Origin of the sequence: Scandinavium sp. M-37 (genome assembly GCF_043558715.1) — a bacterium.
Classification (GTDB): Bacteria; Pseudomonadota; Gammaproteobacteria; order Enterobacterales; family Enterobacteriaceae; genus Scandinavium; species Scandinavium vulneris_A.
Genome location: NZ_JBIGIN010000007.1, coordinates 128,614 through 148,999, shown reverse-complemented (window position 1 = coordinate 148,999; position 20,386 = coordinate 128,614). Strand labels below are relative to the sequence as shown.

The following is a 20,386-nucleotide window of genomic DNA, read 5'->3' as shown; positions in this document are numbered from 1 at the left end:
CGGGAGCAGGCATCCTGCAATGCGTATGATATTGTTAACGGTTTTAACATACGCACTGCGTTCGGATGCCCAGTCTTGTTAGTTAGCGTGAGTAATAAATGACTGCAACTGCGCTTCGTTTTGCAGGCGCTGTTGTACTGTTCCGGCTTCGGATTTACTGCTAAACGGCCCTAACTGGATACGCCAGACGGCGCCGTTTTGCGTCACCCGACCCGGGACAGAAAATTGCTGGCTCAGACGCTGTTGATACTGCTGCGCACGAGCCTGATCGCTGACGGCACCGACCTGAACCACGTAGCTACCGCTAGTCGCCGCAGCAGGTGCGGTTGCCGGAGCAACGCTACCCTGCGTGGAGCCAGGAGCCGTAACGGGCGCACTCTGCGTGGCGGCGGGTTGCGCTGCTGCAGCTTGCGGGGCGGCTGACTGTACGGCTGCCGCTGCGACCGCAGGCGTGGCCGCCGGAGCACTGCTTTCCAACACGCTGTTGTTCAGCGGGGTCTGTGCGCCCAGGAAACCACTGCTGCTCACTGGCGCACCGGTGTTATCTTCCGGTTTCAGCGTGTCATTGCTGATCGCGCGCACGTCACTTTGCGGGGTTGCGTCCAGCGGGGTAGAGGACACGCTGCCCATTCCGCCGTTCAAATCTGGGCGAGCCGGCAGGGCGTAAGTTTGTTTGGCGATGGTGGTACAGGCGGTACCTGGCCCGGACATCGTCCCGTCCTGCGCGACGATAATCGGGTCGATTCGGACTTTGGTGTTGTTCGACGTATTCAGGCGATCGGCGGCAGCACGGGAAAGCGAAATCACGCGATCGTTGCCATACGGGCCGCGATCGTTAATGCGCACAATCAGCATCCGACCGTTTGCCAGGTTGGTGATGCGGGCATAGCTCGGAACCGGCAGCGTTGGATGCGCGGCGGTCAACTGCATCGGATCAAACGTTTCGCCCGAGGCGGTCAGATTACTCCCCGGTTCGGCATCGTAAATTGCCGCGAGTCCCGCCTGGCTGAAGTTCGACGGATCCTGGACGATTTTGTAATTTTTGCCGTCACGCTGATAGTCCTGATTCACCGACGGATTCGGGATTTCAAAGCGCGGATCGGCACCGCTTATTTCCACGGTAGGGCCATTACAGACCGCCGGTTTCGGTGCGGTGACGGTTTGCTGCTGTTGCCCATCGTCACTTGTACATGCCGCCAGTAAGCTAGCGGCGATGCAGATCCCAAGCCATTGTTTACGCATCAGTACGCACCCCTTATACGCTTTTCGACAACATTTTTCTGTGGGTGTGTATCGACATAACGATACCAAACCCGGCCATCAGTACGATCAGGGCAGAGCCCCCATAGCTGACCAGCGGTAGTGGAACACCGACTACCGGCAAGATCCCACTCACCATACCAATATTTACGAAGACATAAACGAATAAAATCAACATTAAGCCACCGGCCATCACGCGACCAAAGCTGGTTTGCGCCTGCGCGGCAATCCACAGGCCGCGCATGATCAGTAGCACATACAGGGCGAGCAGTACCAGGAAGCCAATCAGGCCAAGCTCTTCTGCCAGTACCGCGAAGATAAAGTCAGTGTGGCGTTCAGGCAGAAATTCGAGCTGTGACTGGGTGCCATGCAGCCAGCCTTTGCCGCGTAGCCCTCCGGAGCCGATAGCGATTTTAGACTGAATAATATGGTAGCCCGCGCCGAGTGGATCGGTTTCCGGGTCGAGCAGCATCATCACGCGCTGGCGTTGATAATCATGCATCAGGAAGAACCACAGAATCGGGATGAATGCCGCGACTAGCACTACGGCCACGCCAATCAGACGCCAGCTCAGCCCTGCGAGGAACAGCACAAACAGGCCGGAGAGGGCGATAAGAATCGAGGTGCCGAGGTCAGGCTGCGCCGCAACCAACAGCGTCGGCAGGAAAATCAGCACCAGCGCGATGCCGGTGTTTTTCAGGGTTGGTGGACAAACATCGCGGTTGATAAAGCGCGCCACCATCAGCGGTACCGCGATTTTCGCAATCTCCGACGGCTGGAAACGCACCACGCCTAAATCAAGCCAGCGCTGCGCACCCTTAGAAATCGCGCCAAAGGCATCGACGGCAACCAGCAGGATGATACAGAAGATATACAGCCACGGCGCCCAGCCCTCGTATACCCGAGGCGGGATCTGCGCCATCACCACCATAATTACCACGCCCATCGCAATCTGGCCGATTTTACGTTCCATCATGCCGATGTCCTGACCGCTGGCGCTCCAGATAACCAGCGCGCTGTAGGTCAGCAGTGCCAGCAGAATCAGTAGCATCGTCGGGTCAAGGTGGATTTTATCCCACAGCGATTTCTTGTTCGGATTATCCGTCATTGTCATTGGTCCTCCGCGGCTGCGGCTGCCGGATTTTCTGCCGGCAGTACGGTGTTGTTATCACCGAGCATAATGTGATCGAGAATTTGACGCATGAGTGTCCCGACCGCCGGGCCTGCGCCGCCGTTTTCGAGGATCATCGCCACCGCCACTTTCGGATTGTCATACGGCGCAAACGCCGTCATCAGCTTGTGGTCACGCAGACGTTCAGCAATGCGGTGCGCGTTATAGGTTTCGTTCGCTTTCAGACCAAATACCTGCGCGGTACCGGATTTCGCGGCGACTTTATACGGTGCGCCAGCAAAGTATTTATGCGCCGTCCCGTTTGGACGGTTGGCGACCCCGTACATCCCGTCTTTGGCAATTTCCCAGAAACCGGAATGCACGTCGCCCACCGGCGCTTCGTGCGGCTGTTCCCACGGAACCTGCTTGCCTTCTTCGGCGGTGCTCATCAGCAGGTGAGGGACTTTGACGACACCATCGTTAATCAGGATCATCAGCGCTTTGCTCATCTGAATCGGTGTTGCCGTCCAGTAGCCCTGACCGATACCGACCGGAATCGTATCACCTTGATACCACGGCTTTTTAAAGCGCTTGAGCTTCCAGTCGCGGGTCGGCATGTTGCCGGAACGCTCTTCGGACAGATCGATACCGGTATAGTGACCGTAGCCAAACTTGCCCATCCACTCGGAAAGGCGGTCAATCCCCATGTCGTAAGCAACCTGATAGAAGAAGGTATCCGCCGATTCTTCCAGCGCTTTGGTGACGTTCAGATGACCGTGACCCCATTTTTTCCAGTCACGATAGCGCTTGTCCGAGCCCGGTAATTGCCACCAGCCTGGGTCAAACAGACCGGTATTGCGGGTTATCACCCCCGCCGTCAGCGCGGACACTGCCACGTACGGTTTCACCGTCGAGGCCGGAGGATAAACCCCCTGGGTGGCGCGGTTCACCAGCGGCGTATTGGGGTCAGTCAGCAGCGAGGAGTAATCCTTGCTGGAGATGCCGTCGACAAACAGGTTCGGGTCATAGCTTGGCATTGAGACCAGAGCCAGGATCCCGCCGGAGCGCGGGTCGGTGACCACCACCGCCGCACGGCTGCCTGCCAGCAGGGTTTCGATATACTGCTGTAGCTGCAGGTCCAGCGTCAGGTGAATGTCGTGCCCGGCCGTCGGCGGTACTTCCTTCAACTGGCGAATTACGCGGCCGCGGTTGTTAACTTCCACTTCTTCATAACCGGTTTGACCGTGCAGTACGTCTTCGTAATAGCGCTCAATCCCCAGCTTGCCGATATCGTGCGTGGCGGCGTAGTTGGCGAGCTTGCCCTCTTTATCGAGACGGTCAACGTCTTTATCGTTAATTTTCGAGACGTAGCCGATGACGTGCGTCAGCGCGGAGCCGTAAGGATAGTAGCGGCGTTTATAGCCTTTGACTTCCACTCCCGGGAAACGGTACTGGTTCACCGCGAAACGGGCGACCTGAACTTCAGTCAGATTGACTTTGACCGGGATGGAGGTGAAACGGTGAGAGCGGGAGCGCTCTTTCTTGAAATTGGCGATGTCATCATCGGTAAGGTCGACAACGTTACGCAGATCGTTCAGCGTTTGCTGGAGGTTATCGACTTTCTCGGGCATCAATTCGAGCTGATAGATTGTCCGGTTCAACGCCAGCGGCGTACCGTTACGGTCATAGATGATGCCGCGACTTGGCGCAATCGGCACCAGCTTGATGCGGTTTTCGTTGGAGCGGGTCTGGTAGTCGGTAAAACGAACAATCTGCAGATTATAGAGGTTAGCAACCAGCACGCCGCTGAGCACTAAAATGCCCAGAAAAGCGACCACCGCCCGGCGCACAAACAGCGCGGACTCAGCCGTGTAGTCGCGAAAAGAATTCTGTAATTTCATCCGCTGCTTAATCTAACCTGGTCATCATTACTCGCGGTGGTAAGGGTGGTTGGTGGTAATGCTCCACGCCCGGTAAAGGCTTTCAGCCACCAACACCCGTACTAACGGGTGAGGAAGCGTGAGCGAAGAGAGAGACCAACTTTGTTCAGCGGCAGCTTTACAGGCGGGGGATAAACCCTCCGGGCCACCTATCAACAGGCTGACGTCACGGCCATCCTGTTTCCAGCGCTCTAGCTCGTGGGCCAGCTGCGGGGTATCCCACGGTTTACCCGGGATATCCAGCGTGACAATACGGTTTTTGCCAGCGGCAGCCAGCATCAGTTCACCTTCTTTCTCAAGAATGCGTTTGATATCCGCATTCTTGCCGCGCTTACCGGCAGGAATTTCTACCAGTTCGAACGGCATATCTTTGGGAAAGCGGCGCAGGTATTCCGTGAAACCGGTCTGAACCCAGTCCGGCATTTTGGTTCCTACGGCAATGAGCTGCAGCTTCACGCATTAACCCCAGAGCTTTTCCAGTTCATACAGGCGACGACTCTCTTCCTGCATAACGTGGACAATAACATCACCTAAATCTACCACCACCCAGTCGGCAACGTTTTCGCCTTCCACGCCCAAAGGATACAGACCCGCAGCGCGAGATTCCTGGACAACGTGGTCAGCAATGGACATAACATGACGGGTGGAGGTGCCGGTGCAGATGATCATGCAGTCGGTGATACTGGATTTGCCGTGAACATCGATTGAAACGATATCCTGGCCCTTAAGATCGTCGATTTTGTCGATAACAAAATCCTGGAGCGTTTTACCCTGCAAGTTTCCCCCTGGTCAGGTGAAGATGAAAATGTTGAACAGCCCGTAAGTATACCTGAAACCAGGACGAAGTCGGACAAATGTCGCCAGCCGGACGGCACCGGCGGGGTATCATCCCACCCAATGGCCATGATTGCATCGCCATTTTTGTAAAACAATTTCTGTAAATCAGTGTGGTGGGACAAGTCTGGCTGCGGAGAATAGCAGCCTGTCAGGGTGTGTCAATGGTCTGAGGGAGCGTTCGGTGAGAAAATGAGGCGTTCCCGGAATTTACGCCCCGTTGTCTTCGGAAGTTTACCGATAAAGCCCGTGTTGACTGATATAGCTCAGCACGGCCTGCGGGAGCATTTCTGCGCAGGATTCACCCTGTTGCAGCCGTTCGCGTATCAGCGTGGCGGAGATGTTGAACCAGGGCGTTTCGGCGATATAGATTTTTCCGGCGGGAGAGCGGTGTAAATCATCGGCGCTGTTTGTCAGATGCCGCTCCAGCCACTGCTGATGGGCCTCTTCTTTCATGGCCATCGGATAGCCTGGACGGCGACACACCAACAGGTGCGCATTATCCAGAATGCTTTCGTAGTCATGCCAGGACGGGAAATTGATCAGCGAATCCTGGCCAATAATAAATGCCAGCGGCTGCTGGGGGCCCTGTTCCTGACGCCAGTCACGCAGCGTTTCCGACGTGTACGACGGGGTGTCCCGGCGCAGTTCACGCTCATCGAGTTCAAACAGCGGTTTGTCAGCGATAGCCAGTTCAAGCATTTCCGTGCGCTGAGCAGGGGTGGCTTCCGGTTGAGGCCGATGTGGCGGAACGTTATTTGGCATAATGATGACCTTCGACAGGCCAATCAGGTTCGCCAGAATTTCGACTGGTTTGAGGTGACCGTAATGCACGGGATCAAACGTGCCGCCGTAGAGTGCCTTTAACGCCGTCATATCATCCTTCGAAAAAAACGTCGGGCAGATTTTTGTGGCACAGCAGCAATGACAGCGCATCGAGCTCTGCCCAGACCGACTGACCGTAATCCTGTTTGAGCGTCAGCTCAGTTCGTGCCAGCAGCGACACGGCATGACGTAGCTGTTCGGGGCTCAGGCGGTTCAGCGCTTCGGTAAACAACGGTCGACGATTTTGCCAGACACGATGTTTATCAAACAGCGCGCGCAGCGGTGTGGAGACCGACTGACGCTTCATGTTGACCAGCAGCAGCAGTTCGCGTTGCAGGGTGCGCAGAAGAATAACCGGTTCGCTGCCCTCCTGACGAAGCTGTTGCAGGATATGCAGGGCGCGTTTGCTTTTCCCGGCTAACAGCGCATCCAGCCAATGAAACGGCGTGAAATGCGCGGCATCATTGACCGCCTGTTCAACGCGCGGCAGCGTCAGTTTACCGTCCGGCCACAACAGTGACAGGCGTTCGAGCGCCTGCGCCAGCGCCAGCAAATTGCCTTCATAGCAGTAGCAAAGCAGTTGGCTGGCTGCATCATCGAGCTGCAAATTATGCTGTTTCGCACGCGCTGCCAGCCAGCGTGGGAGCTGTGCCTGTTCCGGCGTCTGGCAGGAAACCTGTGCAGAACGATCGGAGAGGGCGCTGTACCACGCGGCGTTTTCCTGGGCTTTGGTCAGTTTGTTGCCGCGCACGATCAATAACAAATCGTCGTGGAGCAGAGCAACCAGCGCCGCGAGCTGTTCGTTGATTGCGGCGTTAGGACCGTTGTCCGGCAGGACTAACATCAGCGTCTGCCGGGTGGCAAACAGGCTGCGTTCCTGGCTCAGTGAGAACAACGTGTTCCAGTCGGTGCTGGTGTCAATCGACACGGTGTGGTGTTCATCAAAGCCCTGAGTGGCCGCCGCATGACGGATTGCATCCTGGCTTTCCTGAAGCAGAAGAGGGTCATTACCGAGGAGCAGATACGCCGCGCGCAGCCCTTCAGAGAGCTGCGCGCGGAGTTGTTCTGGGTACAACCGAATCATCAGTTATCCAGCGTCGTAGAGACGCGAGTCCCGGCCGGGGCTGCGGTAGCATCCGCCGCAGGCTGCTCGTCCTCTTTAGTGGCTTCGGCATCCGCCACTTTGACGCTTGGCAGCTTACGGATCAGCTGTTGAGCGGCCTTGTCGTACATTTCCTGAATGATGAGGTCCTGCTCGGCATCTTTCGCCAGCGCCTTCTGCGAGTTATCGAAGTACGAACGATAAACCTTGGTGCTGATTGGATAGATGTCGTGGCCTGGGATCAGCACGCTGGCACTGACGTTCATCACCATCTGGTATTCCGCCGTTTTACCGTCCTGGAATACGGATGCTGTGTCTTTAGCAACCGACGCACCGCCCAGACGCAGGGACGGAACGTCCTGGCGTAATGAGCTGGCCTCAACAATCTCAATCCCATTCAGACGCAGCTGGTTACGCACCGCGCGACTTAGCGGACCGTTAGGATCGCTTGAGATGAATATCATTTTTTTCATGTTATCCGGAACCTGCGTAGTACTACGCAGATGCCAGCCACAACCAGCGGTGACAAGCACCGCCAGAGATACCAATAACGTTGTCAGAAATCGCACGCTTCCTCCCGCGCTTAGCCAACGACCAGGTTCAGCAGTTTGCCCGGAACGTAAATGACTTTACGCACGGTAACGCCTTCCAGATATTTTGCGACCAGATGTTCCTGGCCTGCACGCTCACGAACCTGTTCTTCGGTTGCATCCACCGGCACAGTGACTTTGCCGCGAACTTTACCGTTAACCTGTACCACGACCAGAGTGGTGTTTTCCACCATCGCTTTCTCGTCGGCAACCGGCCACGGTGCGTTGTCCACATCACCTTCGCCACCCAGTACCTGCCACAGCGTGAAGCTGATGTGTGGGGTGAACGGGTTCAGCATACGCACCACCGACTGCAGCGCTTCCTGCAGCAGAGCGCGATCCTGCTCGCTTTCAGTCGGGGCTTTCGCCAGCTTGTTCATCAGTTCCATAATCGCCGCAATGGCGGTGTTGAAGGTCTGACGACGGCCGATATCATCGGTTACTTTGGCGATAGTTTTATGCACGTCACGACGCAGCGCCTGTTGATCTTCGCTCAGCGCATCAACATCCAGCGCCGCAACCGGACCCTTGGCGGTGTGCTCGTAAACCAGTTTCCACACGCGTTTCAGGAAGCGGTTAGCGCCTTCAACGCCAGATTCCTGCCACTCGAGGGTCATGTCTGCCGGAGAGGCGAACATCATGAACAGACGTACGGTGTCGGCGCCATAGCGCTCAACCATTTCCTGCGGGTCGATGCCGTTGTTCTTGGACTTGGACATCTTGCTCATGCCGGTATACACCAGCTCGTGTCCATCCGGGTCCGTCGCTTTCACGATACGGCCTTTCTCGTCACGCTCAACGATAGCGTCTTTTGGTGATACCCAATTACGTTCGCCGTTTGCACCTACGTAATAGAAGGCGTCTGCCAGAACCATACCCTGACACAGCAGCTGTTTAGCGGGCTCATCAGAGTTCACCATGCCTGCATCACGCATCAGTTTGTGGAAGAAGCGGAAGTACAGCAGGTGCATGATCGCATGTTCAATCCCGCCGATATAAATATCGACCGGCAGCCAGTAGTTAGCTGCGTCGGAATCGAGCATCCCTTCCTGATAGTCAGGGCAGGTGTAGCGCGCGTAGTACCAGGAAGACTCCATAAAGGTGTCAAAGGTGTCAGTTTCACGCAGCGCAGGTTGACCGTTAACGGTGGTTTTTGCCCACTCAGGATCGGCTTTGATTGGGCTGGTGATCCCGTCCATGACCACGTCTTCCGGCAGAATAACCGGCAGTTGATCTTCCGGGGTAGGCATCACCGTGCCGTCTTCCAGAGTCACCATTGGGATTGGTGCCCCCCAGTAACGCTGACGGGAAACGCCCCAGTCGCGCAGACGGAAGTTCACTTTGCGCTCGCCGACGCCCAGTGCCGCGAGCTTATCGGCGATGGCGTTGAAACCCTCTTCGAAGCTCAGGCCGCTGAACTCGCCAGAGTTGAACAGGGTGCCTTTTTCAGTCAACGCCTGAGCGGACAGATCCGGTTCGGAACCGTCAGCGTTCAGAATCACAGGCTTGATGGTCAGGCCATATTTACTGGCAAACTCGTAGTCGCGCTGGTCGTGACCCGGAACGGCCATGACGGCACCAGTGCCGTATTCCATCAACACGAAGTTGGCGGCCCATACCGGGATAGCTTCGCCGGTCAGTGGGTGAATCGCTTTAAAGCCGGTGTCGACGCCTTTCTTTTCCATGGTCGCCATTTCTGCTTCTGCGACTTTGGTGTTGCGGCATTCGTCAACGAAAGCAGCCAGCGCCGGATTGGTGGCGGCAGCCTGCTGTGCCAGCGGGTGACCCGCGGCAACGGCCAGATAGGTCGCACCCATGAAGGTATCCGGACGCGTGGTGTACACGGTCAGCTTGTCTGCGTAATTGGCGACGTCAAAGGTGATTTCCACCCCTTCAGAGCGGCCAATCCAGTTGCGCTGCATGGTTTTCACCGTGTCAGGCCACTGATCCATTTTATCCAGATCGTTCAGCAGTTCGTCGGCGTAAGCCGTGATTTTGATAAACCACTGTGGGATCTCTTTGCGCTCAACTTTGGTGTCGCAGCGCCAGCAGCAGCCGTCGATAACCTGCTCGTTCGCCAGAACGGTCTGGTCATTCGGACACCAGTTAACGGCAGAGGTCTTCTTGTACACCAGGCCTTTTTTATACAGCTCGGTGAAGAATTTCTGCTCCCAGCGGTAATATTCCGGGGTACAGGTCGCCAGTTCGCGGCTCCAGTCATAACCGAAGCCCAGCATTTTGAGCTGGTTTTTCATGTAGGCGATGTTGTCGTAGGTCCACGGTGCAGGCGCGGTGTTGTTTTTCACCGCCGCCCCTTCAGCCGGCAGGCCAAACGCATCCCAGCCGATAGGCTGCAGCACGTTTTTGCCCAGCATACGCTGGTAGCGGGCAATCACATCACCAATGGTGTAGTTACGCACGTGGCCCATGTGTAGTCGGCCAGAAGGATAGGGAAGCATCGACAGGCAGTAGTATTTCTCTTTACTGTTGTCTTCAGTCACTTCAAATGTGCGCTTTTCGTCCCAGTGTTGCTGGACTTTCGATTCTATCTCTTCCGGGCGGTATTGCTCTTGCATGGCAGCCAGTGGTCCTGTTTTCAATACAGCTACAAACGTAGCCAATGGATGTGGTCATTCAGATCCGCATAGCATAGCCCAAACGGCCACGTCAAAACAGCCTTTCGCACACTCCTGACAGGCGTTTATTTACCGTCTCTGTGGCTAACCTGACAAAGCTATCAGGAAATAAGGTCTATCATTAGAGGACGTTAACCGCCCGGGAGATGAAACAATGAACAAGGTTGCTCAATATTATCGTGAACTGGTGACGACACTAACGGAACGCCTGCGTAACGGAGAGCGCGATATTGACGCGCTGGTCGAACAGGCGCGGGAGCGTGTCAGCCAGACCGGGGAGTTAACCCGAACCGAAGTCGACGAGCTGACAAGGGCGGTGCGCCGCGATCTCGAGGAGTTCGCCATCAGCTATGGGGAAAGCCAGGACGAGCTAAAAGACAGCGTGTTTATGCGGGTGATAAAGGAAAGTATCTGGCAGGAACTGGCGGATATTACCGATAAAACGCAGCTCGAATGGCGCGAGGTGTTTCAGGACTTGAATCATCACGGCGTGTATCACAGCGGAGAAGTGGTGGGGCTGGGGAATCTGGTGTGCGAAAAATGCCATTTCCATCTGGCGGTCTATTCGCCTGACGTGCTGCCCCTGTGCCCGAAATGTGGCCATGACCAGTTTCAGCGTAAGGCGTTTGAGCCTTAATCAAATACCACGGTGTTGTTGGCCCGGTCAGCGTCAGCGCTGCCGGGCTATTAACAGTAAAATCAGTGCAGGATTTTCGCGAGGAAATCTTTCGCGCGGTCTGACTTCGGATTATTGAAGAAGTCGTCTTTGTCGGAATCTTCGACGATTTTGCCTTCATCCATAAAGATAACGCGGTTCGCCACTTTGCGGGCAAAGCCCATTTCGTGGGTGACCACCATCATCGTCATTCCTTCGTGCGCCAACTCAACCATGACGTCTAACACTTCATTGATCATTTCCGGATCGAGTGCCGAGGTCGGTTCGTCAAACAGCATTGCCACCGGATCCATACATAGCGCACGGGCGATCGCCACACGCTGCTGCTGCCCGCCGGAAAGCTGCGCCGGGAACTTATCCGCATGGGCAGACAGACCGACACGTTCCAGCAGTTTCAGGCCTTTGGTTCGCGCGGCGGTTTTATCGCGCTTGAGCACTTTGACCTGTGCCAGCGTCAGGTTTTCAATAATCGACAGATGCGGGAACAGCTCGAAATGCTGGAACACCATGCCGACGTTCGAACGCAGTTTGGCGAGATCGGTCTTCTTATTGTTAACCTGGGTGCCGTTGACCAGAATTTCACCTTTCTGCACCGGTTCCAGGCCGTTAACGGTTTTGATAAGCGTGGATTTACCGGAACCCGATGGGCCACATACCACCACAACTTCGCCTTTTTTCACTTCCGTGGAGCAGTCGGTGAGCACCTGAAAGTGACCATACCATTTCGAAACATTTTTCAGGGAAATCATTACACGGTCCTTTTCTTCAAATAGGTGACCAACAGCGAGGCGCTTAAACTGATAACAAAGTAGACGGCTCCTGCGAACAGGATCATCTCAACCTGGGTTCCGTCACGCTCGCCAATGGTCGATGCGGTACGGAAGAAATCGGCGAGGCTCAGGACGTACACCAGCGAGGTATCCTGGAACAGGACAATCCCTTGGGTCAGCAGCAACGGCACCATTGCCCGGAACGCCTGCGGCAAAATGATCAGTTTCATCGATTGCCAGTGGGTCATCCCCAACGCCAGTGCGGCGTTACCTTGCCCACGCGAAACGCTCTGAATACCTGCGCGGATAATTTCCGAATAATAGGCGGCCTCGAACATTGAGAATGCCACCATCGCGGAAATCAGACGGATATCGGCCTTCGGCGACAGCCCGAGCACCTGTTGTAAAAAGCCCGGCACAATCAGGTAGAACCACAGCAGCACCATCACCAGTGGAATAGAACGGAACACGTTCACGTAGGCCGTGGCAAACCACGCCAGCGGCTTGAACGTTGACAGGCGCATGACCGCCAACAGCGTGCCCCAGACAATCCCGATGATGATTGCGGTAACGGTGATTTTCAGGGTAATGACCAGACCTGCCAGCAGGTAGGGCATCGAAGGAACGATGGAACTCCAGTCAAACTCGTACATTATTTGCCTCCCATATTGCCCGGCAGGCGAACCTTACGTTCAACCAGATTCATCACCAGCATGATAATCGCGTTAATCAGGACGTAGGCCAGAGTGATGGCAGTGAAGGATTCCCAGGCATGCGCCGAGTAGTCCAGCAGTTTCCCGGCCTGCGCCGCCATGTCCACCAGACCGATTGTCGAGGCGATGGCCGAGTTTTTCACCAGGTTCATCATCTCGGAGGTCATTGGCGGCACGATCACGCGGTACGCATTTGGCAGCAGCACATATCGATAGGTTTGTGGCAGCGTCAGGCCCATTGCCAGCCCGGCGTTTTTCTGTCCGCGCGGCAGCGACTGAATCGCGGCTCGCACCTGCTCGCAGACGCGAGCAGCAGTAAACAGGCCCAGACACATCATTGAAGAGACAAAAAATTGAATGTTGGGATCAAGTTCTGACTTAAACCACATACCGAGGTTTTCCGGCAGCAGTTCCGGGATAACCAGATACCAGGTAAAGAACTGAACGATCAGCGGAACGTTACGGAACAGTTCAACGTACAGCGTCCCGATTCCGGAAAGGATTCGGTTGGGTACGGTACGCAGAATGCCGAACAGCGAGCCGACGAGGAAAGCGATAATCCAGGCCGTGACAGACAGCGCCACGGTGACCTGAAATCCGCTCCACAACCAGCCAAGATAGGTGGTGTTGCCGAACGGGGCTTGTTGCAGAAAAATACCCCAGTTCCAGTCGATTGACATAAATGGACTCCGAAAAAAAAGGGTAGCAGCGCTACCCTCGAAGATTGGTGAGAAGCTCTTTTCGCGCTGAATGGGGAACGACCACTCCGCGTATAGTCTGTCCATGCTTCCCGACAATCGAGAGGGCAGGCGAACCCGCCCATCGTTGTTTTAATTAGTTAAGTGCTTTGTCATTCGGTTCTTTGAACAGGGTCTTCATGTCGTCAGACAGTTCGAAGTTCATGTTCAGGTTCTTCGGTGGGATTGGGTTCTTGAACCATTTTTCGAACCACTTCGCCGCTTCACCCGAGGTCTGCGCCTGGGCAATGGTGTCATCCATCAGCTTCTTGAACTGCGGATCGTCTTTACGCAGCATACAGCCGTACGCTTCTTTAGACTGCGGCGTGCCGAGGATTTCCCAGTTGTCAGGTTTCTTCGCTTTTGCACGTTCGCCTGCCAACAACGCGTCATCCATCATGAACGCCACCGCGCGGCCGCTTTCCAAAGTACGGAAGGAGTCGCCGTGGTCTTTAGCACTGATGATGCGCATGTCCATTTTCTTATCATCGTTCAGTTTGTGCAGCAGCACTTCAGAGGTGGTACCGGAGGTCACGACCACCGCTTTGCCTTTCAGATCGGCGAAATCTTTGATTGGGCCACCTTTCTTGACCAGCAGGCGGGTGCCGACCACGAAGATGGTGTCAGAGAACGCAGCCTGTTTCTGACGCTCGAGGTTATTGGTGGTAGAACCACACTCGAAGTCAAAGGTTCCGTTCTGCAACAGCGGGATACGGTTCTGGGAGGTAATCGGGATCAGCTTTACCTGCAGGTCAGGTTTGTTGAGCTTCTTCTTAATAGCGTCAACGATAGCGTTGGAATAGTCCTGTGAGTAGCCGACCACTTTCTGCTGGTTGTCGTAGTATGAGAACGGTACGGATGATTCACGGTGGCCGACCACAATCACGCCATTTTTGGCGATTTTGTCCAGCGTGCTTTTGCCTGCTGCCGGCGCTGCATCATCGGCATGTGCCAGTCCGGCGGACATTCCCATCACCAGCATTGCTGCGGCCAGTTTACGTAATTGCATATCCAACTCCTTCCTTATCGTGGCGTCAGTGACGCGCAGATACCCATGTGAGTGTTGTGTTGTTATAGCCTGCCACTTGTGTGTGCAGTGTTAAGCCAGTTTGTTAACATTTAGTTTGGCTTAATGTAAAGATTTTGCTGCGATATTGTTTGTTTTTGCGAAGTGCGCCGCACCGTTTTAAGGCAAAAATGCTCCATTGCACCGAAAGGGTGCTACCGCTGAGCGTTATTGGTGCGACCGGGTTGCACTGAGGCAAATCACGCAGCTCTCTGAATTAACAAAGCAATTGGCGTGCCAGAAATGGGGGTGGGGCGAGGGGATAATTAGGGGGCAGGCTGATGCCCTCACCCCGGCCCTCTCCCGCAGGAGAGGGTGAAGGGACTAAAAACCATCGCATCAGCGACGGTTTTGCTGTTTACCTCGAAGGCTCATCACCAGGGCGCCAAAACCGAACAGTGCGGTGAGGATCCACAGTGGCCAGTTGCCGAAGCGGGCGTATGGCGTCAGGCCGGAGGTTGGCGTTACCGTGGTGGTCAGTACCTCACGAGTAAACTGCGGGATCATCGCCTGCACATCGCCGTGCGGATTAATCACCGCGGTAATCCCGTTGTTGGTGCTACGCAGCAGCGGTCGCGCCAGTTCCAGGGCGCGCATCCGTGCCATCTGGAAGTGCTGCCACGGGCCAATCGATTTACCGAACCACGCATCGTTAGAGATGGTCAGCAGGAAATCGGTATCCGGGCGGAGGTTGTCGCGCACCTGCTCGCCGAGAATAACCTCGTAGCAAATCGCCGGGGTCAGCTTCAGACCATGCGCCGAGAGCTGGGGCTGGACGTACGGCCCACGGCTAAACGATGACATCGGCAGGTCAAAGAACGGTGCCAGCGGACGCAGAATTGACTCCAGCGGTACAAATTCACCGAATGGCACCAGATGGTTCTTGTTGTACCGGTCGGTAGAGTTGTAGCTGTACGGGTTATCTTTGCCGAGCGTAATGATGGTGTTATAGGTGTCGTAACGGTTTTGGGCGTTAAGACGCGAATCGACGACCCCGGTTATCAACGAGCTGTTTTTGGCGCGCAACATATCGTCCATCATGCTGAGCAGGCGCTGCTGATTGATTTCGAGATCCGGAATGGCGGATTCTGGCCAAATGATGAGCTGTGATTTGCCCATGACTTTCTCGGTCGCATTGAGATAAATCTGCAGCGTGTTGATCAGCTCTTTTTCATCCCACTTCAGCGACTGAGGAATATTGCCTTGTACCAGCGACACCCCGGTGGTGCGCTCGGGTAGCAACTGATACCACTGGATATAGCGCAGTGGGAAAGGCAGGGCGAAGAGCACCACCGCCACGACCAGCGGACGCCAGTTGCGGGTCATTAACGCCAGCGCCAGCAGGCCGCTAACCATCATCAGCAGGAAGTTAATGGTCTCCACGCCCATCACCGGCGCGAGGCCTTTCAGCGGGCCGTCAATCTGGCTGTAGCCGAACTGCAGCCACGGGAAACCGGTCAACACCCAACCGCGCAGGAACTCGGTGATTTGCCACACCGCAGGTGCAGCAATAGCCACGCGAATCCAGGTCGCTTTTGGCCACAGACGCGAAAGCACCCCGGCGAATAACCCGGTATACAGCGACAGATATGCCGCGAGCAATACCACCAGGAAAACATTCACCGGGCCTGGCATACCGCCAAACTGCGCAATGCTGACGTACACCCAGTTGATGCCTGAGCCAAACAGGCCCAGCCCCCAGAAGTAACCAATCCAGGCACTTTGCAGCGGACGGCGGTTGAGGGTTAATCCTTGCAGCCCTATCAGCGACACAATCGCCGCAGGCCAGAAATCATAAGGTGAAAAAGCCAGCGTTCCGCAGGCACCAAAAAGTAGCGCCAGCAGCAGGCGAATGCGCTGGCGTTCAATCAGAGAGGCAAATGCCATTTAGCGTTGTCGTCCCGTAAAATTAGTCTTCCAGATTGGGCTGTGGCGCATCTTCCGGAAGTTTGACATGTACCTGGATGATACGTCGGCTGTCAGCCATCGCAACTTTGAACTGGTAACCATCAATGACAATCGATTCACCGCGCGCAGGCAGGTGACCGAACGCCTGCATGACCAGGCCGCCGATGGTATCAACTTCGTCGTCGCTAAAGTGCGTGCCGTAGGCTTCGTTGAAATCTTCAATCGAGGCCAGTGCGCGAACGGTCCAGGTGTGACGGCTCAGTTGACGGAAATCGATGTCATCTTCTTCATCGTATTCGTCTTCAATTTCGCCGACGATAAGTTCGAGGATGTCTTCGATGGTCACCAGACCCGAGACGCCGCCAAATTCGTCAATCACAATCGCCATATGGTAGCGCTGAGAGCGGAACTCTTTCAGCATACGGTCAACCCGCTTGCTTTCCGGCACCACCACCGCCTGGCGTAACACTTTATCCATGCTGAAAGCTTCGGCATCGCTGCGCATAAACGGCAGCAGATCCTTGGCCATCAAAATCCCTTCGATGTGATCTTTGTCTTCGCTGATCACTGGAAAACGCGAGTGGGCGGACTCGATAATGACATCGAGACATTCGTCCAGGCTCTGGCTGCGTTTTAGGGTAATCATTTGAGAACGGGGGATCATGATGTCGCGGACGCGTTGGTCTGCAATATCCATAACCCCTTCGAGCATGTCGCGCGTATCTTCGTCGATAAGGTCGTTTTGCCCGGAATCACGGATCAGCGCCAGCAGTTCATCGCGGTTTTTAGGCTCGCCGTGGAACAGTTGGCTCAGTAAGAGGGAGAAGAATCCCTTTTTGCTGTTTAAGGTGTCGTTACTGTGTGAGTTGTCGTCGCTCATGGCGTCGTGTGGGGTCTCATGTTAAATAAATCTTCCCGTCTGGCGTAAACACAGCATCAGACGGCATAAAATGCCAGCGCGGCGGCTAGCCGCCGCACAGGTTACTCTTTCTCGGCAATGTACGGATCATCATAGTTCAGAGCAAGCATTATCTCCGTTTCCAGACTTTCCATCTCTTCCGCTTCTTCGTCTTCAATATGGTCATAGCCGAGCAGATGCAGACTGCCGTGGATAACCATATGCGCCCAGTGGGCCTCGAGCGGTTTACCCTGTTCTTCGGCTTCACGCTCAACCACCTGACGGCAGATGATGAGGTCACCGAGCAGTGGCATTTCCATGCCCGGTGGTGCCTCGAACGGGAAGGAGAGGACATTGGTCGACTTGTCTTTTCCGCGATAGGTCAGATTCAGCTCGTGGCTTTCCGCTTCATCAACCAGACGGATAGTCACCTCAGACTCGGCCTGAAACGCCGGGATGGTAGCATCCAGCCAGCGTTGAAACTGAGCTTCCTGCGGCAGACCTTTTTCGTCTTCCGTTGCGACCTGTAAATCCAGAATAACCGAACTCATTTATGCTCTTGCTCCTGCGTTGCCAGCGCTTCGCGTTTGCGCTCGGCGGCCTGCTCGGCTTTACGTTTTTGTTCTGCTTCTTCCCACGCCTCATAGGCGTTAACAATGCGGGCTACCACCGGATGGCGTACCACGTCTTCGCTATGGAAGAAGTTGAAGCTGATTTCGTCTACTTCCGCCAGCACTTCAACGGCATGTCGTAGACCCGATTTGACGTTACGCGGCAGGTCAATCTGGGTTACGTCCCCGGTGATCACCGCCTTCGAGTTAAAGCCGATACGGGTCAGGAACATCTTCATCTGCTCGATGGTCGTGTTCTGGCTTTCATCCAGAATGATGAACGCATCGTTCAGCGTACGACCGCGCATATAGGCCAACGGTGCCACTTCAATCACGTTGCGCTCAATCAGTTTCTCAACCTTTTCGAAGCCGAGCATCTCGAACAGCGCGTCATACAGCGGACGTAGATACGGGTCAACTTTCTGGCTTAAATCGCCGGGCAGGAAGCCCAGTTTCTCACCGGCTTCAACTGCCGGACGGGTCAGCAGAATGCGGCGAATTTCCTGACGCTCCAGCGCATCGACCGCGGCCGCAACGGCCAGATAGGTTTTACCGGTCCCCGCAGGGCCTACGCCAAAGGTGATGTCGTGGTCGAGAATATTGGCGATGTACTGCGCCTGGTTCGGGGTACGCGGTTTGATAACGCCGCGCTTGGTCTTGATATTGATGGCTTTACCGTAGTCCGGCACGCTATCGGCGGTTTGCTCCAGCACGCGGGCTTCTTTGATAGCCAGATGAATCTGTTCCGGATCGATGTCCTGCGTCTGGCCGCGCATAGGCGCCGTATCGACATACAGGCTGCGCAGGATATCTGCGGCGGCGTTCACGCAGATAGCGCGTCCGGTGAGTTTGAAGTGGTTATCGCGGCGGTTGATTTCGATACCCAGTCGTCGCTCAAGATGTTTGATGTTGTCATCAAACGGACCGCAGAGGCTCAGCAGACGATCGTTGTCCGCAGGCTCGAGGGTGATTTCACGGGTTTCTGTATTCAAACTGTTCCTCTTTTACCTGGTGCCACGGCGGGCGTTTTTGTACATGTACAAAGGAAATTATTCGCGCAAGCGATTAAAGGTGCAAGCATTGCAATCGATGTGGGGGCAGGGCGAGGAAATGCAAGGGCCTGCCCGCAGGGGCAGGCCACGGGATCACGGCTGGAAAGTGCCCACGCCGAGATCGTTTTCTTTACGAGTACGGGCAATCACGGATTCCGGTGATTCCGCCACGCGCAGGCCCATCTCCGCTTCGGTGCGAACGACTTTGCCGCGCAGGGAGTTGGTATACACGTCGGTGATTTCCACATCGACGAATTTACCGACCATATCAGGCGTCCCTTCGAAGTTGACCACGCGGTTATTTTCCGTGCGCCCGGTCAGCTCCATCAGGCTCTTACGCGATGTGCCTTCGACCAAAATACGCTGGACGGTGCCGACCATACGGCGGCTCCAGGCCATTGCCTGCTGGTTGAGGCGCTCCTGCAAAATATACAGACGCTGTTTCTTATCTTCTTCCGAAACGTCATCAACCATATCCGCCGCCGGTGTCCCAGGACGCGCGGAGAAGATAAAGCTGTAGCTGACGTCCATATTGACGTCGGCAATCAGCTTCATGGTCTTCTCGAAGTCCTCGTTGGTTTCCCCCGGGAAGCCGACGATGAAGTCAGAGCTGATTTGAATATCCGGGCGCGCTTCGCGCAGCTTACGAATAGTGGCTTTATATTCCAGCGCAGTATGCGTGCGACCCATCAGGTTCAGCACGCGGTCAGACCCGCTCTGCACCGGCAGATGCAGGAAGCTCACCAGTTCTGGCGTATCGCGATAGACGTCGATAATGTCATCGGTGAACTCGATAGGGTGGCTGGTGGTGAAGCGAATGCGGTCGATGCCGTCAATGGCCGCAACCAGACGCAGCAATTCAGCAAACGAACCGGTGCTGCCGTCGTAGTTTTCGCCGCGCCAGGCGTTTACGTTCTGGCCAAGCAGGTGAATCTCACGCACGCCCTGAGCGGCCAACTGTGCGATTTCAAACAGGATATCATCGCAAGGACGGCTGACTTCTTCACCACGCGTGTAGGGCACGACGCAGTAGGTGCAGTATTTGTTGCAGCCTTCCATGATCGACACAAACGCGGTCGGGCCATCGGCACGCGGCTCCGGTAGGCGGTCAAATTTTTCAATTTCCGGGAAGCTGACATCGATGATCGGCTTACGGCGATCGCGCATGCCGCGAATGGTATTAATCATTTCCGGCAGGCGGTGCAGGGTCTGTGGGCCAAAAATGATATCGACATAGTGAGCGCGCTGGCGGATCAGTTTGCCTTCCTGAGACGCGACGCAGCCGCCGATGCCAATGATTACATCTGGGCGTTTCGCTTTGATGAGCTTCCAGCGACCCAACTGATGGAACACTTTCTCCTGCGCCTTCTCACGAATCGAGCAGGTGTTCAGCAGCAGTACATCGGCTTCTTCCGCGTTATCGGTCAGTTGATAGCCGTGGGTGGCATCCAGCAGATCGGCCATCTTTGATGAATCGTACTCGTTCATCTGACAGCCCCAGGTTTTAATATGGAGTTTTTTTGTCATCGACTTAGCTTTGCTCATGCTCAGGGGAACGCAGGGCGCGTATTGTAATGCTTTGCAGCGAGTGTGACCAGTATGACCGACTCAACGCCCAAAGGACAAAAAATCCGGTAAACTTAAGGGATTGAGGTTT

General features: G+C 55.3%; 19 protein-coding genes. 1 reads left to right on the top strand and 18 read right to left on the bottom strand.

Going from position 1 to position 20,386, the window contains the following annotated elements; genetic code table 11:
* Positions 1-78: 78 nt before the first annotated feature.
* The 9 genes from rlpA to leuS all read right to left on the bottom strand — a co-directional run bounded on the left by rlpA (position 79) and on the right by leuS (position 10,238).
* Entirely contained in the window at positions 79-1,242 is a 1,164-nt protein-coding gene (gene rlpA, locus ACG0Z5_RS07880) for an endolytic peptidoglycan transglycosylase RlpA (RefSeq protein ID WP_394446407.1), read from the bottom strand.
* Between the two features lie 13 nt (positions 1,243-1,255).
* A complete protein-coding gene (gene mrdB / locus ACG0Z5_RS07875) occupies positions 1,256-2,368 on the bottom strand; it encodes a peptidoglycan glycosyltransferase MrdB (RefSeq protein WP_319626981.1) in 1,113 nt (370 codons plus the stop codon).
* A 2-nt stretch (positions 2,369-2,370) separates the two neighbouring features.
* Positions 2,371-4,272: a peptidoglycan DD-transpeptidase MrdA gene (gene mrdA, locus ACG0Z5_RS07870; RefSeq protein ID WP_319626947.1), complete on the bottom strand. Its 1,902-nt coding sequence runs from the start codon at positions 4,270-4,272 to the stop codon at positions 2,371-2,373.
* Positions 4,273-4,299: 27 nt separating this feature from the next.
* On the bottom strand, positions 4,300-4,767 hold the full coding sequence (gene rlmH, locus ACG0Z5_RS07865; protein ID WP_394446406.1) for a 23S rRNA (pseudouridine(1915)-N(3))-methyltransferase RlmH: 468 nt from the start codon (positions 4,765-4,767) through the stop codon (positions 4,300-4,302).
* Positions 4,768-4,770: 3 nt separating this feature from the next.
* Complete coding sequence (rsfS, locus tag ACG0Z5_RS07860; RefSeq protein ID WP_319626949.1) at positions 4,771-5,088, bottom strand: ribosome silencing factor; 318 nt, start codon at positions 5,086-5,088, stop codon at positions 4,771-4,773.
* Between the two features lie 291 nt (positions 5,089-5,379).
* Complete coding sequence (nadD, locus tag ACG0Z5_RS07855) at positions 5,380-6,081, bottom strand: nicotinate-nucleotide adenylyltransferase (protein ID WP_394446405.1); 702 nt, start codon at positions 6,079-6,081, stop codon at positions 5,380-5,382.
* Positions 6,023-7,054, bottom strand: a complete 1,032-nt coding sequence (gene holA / locus ACG0Z5_RS07850; RefSeq protein ID WP_394446404.1) for a DNA polymerase III subunit delta — start codon at positions 7,052-7,054, stop codon at positions 6,023-6,025. The genes nadD and holA overlap by 59 nt, the downstream gene beginning before the upstream one ends.
* Positions 7,054-7,641, bottom strand: coding sequence for an LPS assembly lipoprotein LptE (lptE, locus tag ACG0Z5_RS07845; RefSeq protein ID WP_394446403.1), 588 nt, complete (start codon positions 7,639-7,641; stop codon positions 7,054-7,056). The genes holA and lptE overlap by 1 nt, the downstream gene beginning before the upstream one ends.
* A gap of 14 nt (positions 7,642-7,655) precedes the next feature.
* On the bottom strand, positions 7,656-10,238 hold the full coding sequence (gene leuS, locus ACG0Z5_RS07840) for a leucine--tRNA ligase (RefSeq protein WP_394446402.1): 2,583 nt from the start codon (positions 10,236-10,238) through the stop codon (positions 7,656-7,658).
* Between the two features lie 214 nt (positions 10,239-10,452).
* Here leuS and ACG0Z5_RS07835 point away from each other — a divergent pair, with 214 nt between their 5' ends.
* The gene (locus ACG0Z5_RS07835) at positions 10,453-10,935 is read left to right on the top strand and encodes a zinc ribbon-containing protein (protein WP_319626954.1); all 483 of its coding nucleotides are present in this window, start codon (positions 10,453-10,455) and stop codon (positions 10,933-10,935) included.
* A 62-nt stretch (positions 10,936-10,997) separates the two neighbouring features.
* Here the strand turns inward: ACG0Z5_RS07835 and ACG0Z5_RS07830 are convergent, their stop codons facing one another.
* The 9 genes from ACG0Z5_RS07830 to miaB all read right to left on the bottom strand — a co-directional run bounded on the left by ACG0Z5_RS07830 (position 10,998) and on the right by miaB (position 20,256).
* Complete coding sequence (locus tag ACG0Z5_RS07830) at positions 10,998-11,723, bottom strand: amino acid ABC transporter ATP-binding protein (protein WP_319626955.1); 726 nt, start codon at positions 11,721-11,723, stop codon at positions 10,998-11,000.
* Positions 11,723-12,397: a glutamate/aspartate ABC transporter permease GltK gene (gene gltK, locus ACG0Z5_RS07825; protein WP_319626956.1), complete on the bottom strand. Its 675-nt coding sequence runs from the start codon at positions 12,395-12,397 to the stop codon at positions 11,723-11,725. The genes ACG0Z5_RS07830 and gltK overlap by 1 nt, the downstream gene beginning before the upstream one ends.
* Positions 12,397-13,137, bottom strand: coding sequence for an amino acid ABC transporter permease (locus tag ACG0Z5_RS07820; RefSeq protein ID WP_319626957.1), 741 nt, complete (start codon positions 13,135-13,137; stop codon positions 12,397-12,399). Before ACG0Z5_RS07820 ends, gltK begins: the two co-directional genes overlap by 1 nt.
* Before the next feature lie 154 nt (positions 13,138-13,291).
* Positions 13,292-14,203 carry an amino acid ABC transporter substrate-binding protein gene (locus ACG0Z5_RS07815; RefSeq protein WP_319785291.1) on the bottom strand — a complete coding sequence of 304 codons (912 nt, stop codon included), beginning with the start codon at positions 14,201-14,203 and terminating at the stop codon, positions 13,292-13,294.
* 396 nt (positions 14,204-14,599) lie between these two features.
* Positions 14,600-16,147 (bottom strand): apolipoprotein N-acyltransferase, encoded by a 1,548-nt coding sequence (gene lnt / locus ACG0Z5_RS07810; protein WP_394446401.1) that lies wholly within the window; start codon positions 16,145-16,147, stop codon positions 14,600-14,602.
* 22 nt (positions 16,148-16,169) lie between these two features.
* Positions 16,170-17,048 carry a CNNM family magnesium/cobalt transport protein CorC gene (gene corC, locus ACG0Z5_RS07805; RefSeq protein ID WP_394446400.1) on the bottom strand — a complete coding sequence of 293 codons (879 nt, stop codon included), beginning with the start codon at positions 17,046-17,048 and terminating at the stop codon, positions 16,170-16,172.
* Between the two features lie 101 nt (positions 17,049-17,149).
* Positions 17,150-17,617 (bottom strand): rRNA maturation RNase YbeY, encoded by a 468-nt coding sequence (gene ybeY / locus ACG0Z5_RS07800; RefSeq protein WP_394446399.1) that lies wholly within the window; start codon positions 17,615-17,617, stop codon positions 17,150-17,152.
* Positions 17,614-18,669 carry a PhoH family protein gene (locus ACG0Z5_RS07795; RefSeq protein ID WP_319626962.1) on the bottom strand — a complete coding sequence of 352 codons (1,056 nt, stop codon included), beginning with the start codon at positions 18,667-18,669 and terminating at the stop codon, positions 17,614-17,616. Before ACG0Z5_RS07795 ends, ybeY begins: the two co-directional genes overlap by 4 nt.
* A 153-nt stretch (positions 18,670-18,822) precedes the next feature.
* Entirely contained in the window at positions 18,823-20,256 is a 1,434-nt protein-coding gene (gene miaB / locus ACG0Z5_RS07790; RefSeq protein ID WP_394446398.1) for a tRNA (N6-isopentenyl adenosine(37)-C2)-methylthiotransferase MiaB, read from the bottom strand.
* Positions 20,257-20,386: the final 130 nt, after the last annotated feature.

Bases quoted from the DNA above. Each gene is read 5' to 3' on its own strand.
- rlpA (WP_394446407.1), bottom strand. From the start codon at position 1,242: ATGCGTAAACAATGGCTTGGGATCTGCATCGCCGCTAGCTTACTGGCG.
- ACG0Z5_RS07835 (WP_319626954.1), top strand. From the start codon at position 10,453: ATGAACAAGGTTGCTCAATATTATCGTGAACTGGTGACGACACTAACG.
- ACG0Z5_RS07830 (WP_319626955.1), bottom strand. From the start codon at position 11,723: ATGATTTCCCTGAAAAATGTTTCGAAATGGTATGGTCACTTTCAGGTG.
- gltK (WP_319626956.1), bottom strand. From the start codon at position 12,397: ATGTACGAGTTTGACTGGAGTTCCATCGTTCCTTCGATGCCCTACCTG.
- ACG0Z5_RS07820 (WP_319626957.1), bottom strand. From the start codon at position 13,137: ATGTCAATCGACTGGAACTGGGGTATTTTTCTGCAACAAGCCCCGTTC.
- mrdB (WP_319626981.1), bottom strand. From the start codon at position 2,368: ATGACGGATAATCCGAACAAGAAATCGCTGTGGGATAAAATCCACCTT.
- nadD (WP_394446405.1), bottom strand. From the start codon at position 6,081: ATGCGCTGTCATTGCTGCTGTGCCACAAAAATCTGCCCGACGTTTTTT.
- lnt (WP_394446401.1), bottom strand. From the start codon at position 16,147: ATGGCATTTGCCTCTCTGATTGAACGCCAGCGCATTCGCCTGCTGCTG.
- holA (WP_394446404.1), bottom strand. From the start codon at position 7,054: ATGATTCGGTTGTACCCAGAACAACTCCGCGCGCAGCTCTCTGAAGGG.
- mrdA (WP_319626947.1), bottom strand. From the start codon at position 4,272: ATGAAATTACAGAATTCTTTTCGCGACTACACGGCTGAGTCCGCGCTG.
- miaB (WP_394446398.1), bottom strand. From the start codon at position 20,256: ATGACAAAAAAACTCCATATTAAAACCTGGGGCTGTCAGATGAACGAG.
- leuS (WP_394446402.1), bottom strand. From the start codon at position 10,238: ATGCAAGAGCAATACCGCCCGGAAGAGATAGAATCGAAAGTCCAGCAA.
- ybeY (WP_394446399.1), bottom strand. From the start codon at position 17,617: ATGAGTTCGGTTATTCTGGATTTACAGGTCGCAACGGAAGACGAAAAA.
- ACG0Z5_RS07815 (WP_319785291.1), bottom strand. From the start codon at position 14,203: ATGCAATTACGTAAACTGGCCGCAGCAATGCTGGTGATGGGAATGTCC.
- corC (WP_394446400.1), bottom strand. From the start codon at position 17,048: ATGAGCGACGACAACTCACACAGTAACGACACCTTAAACAGCAAAAAG.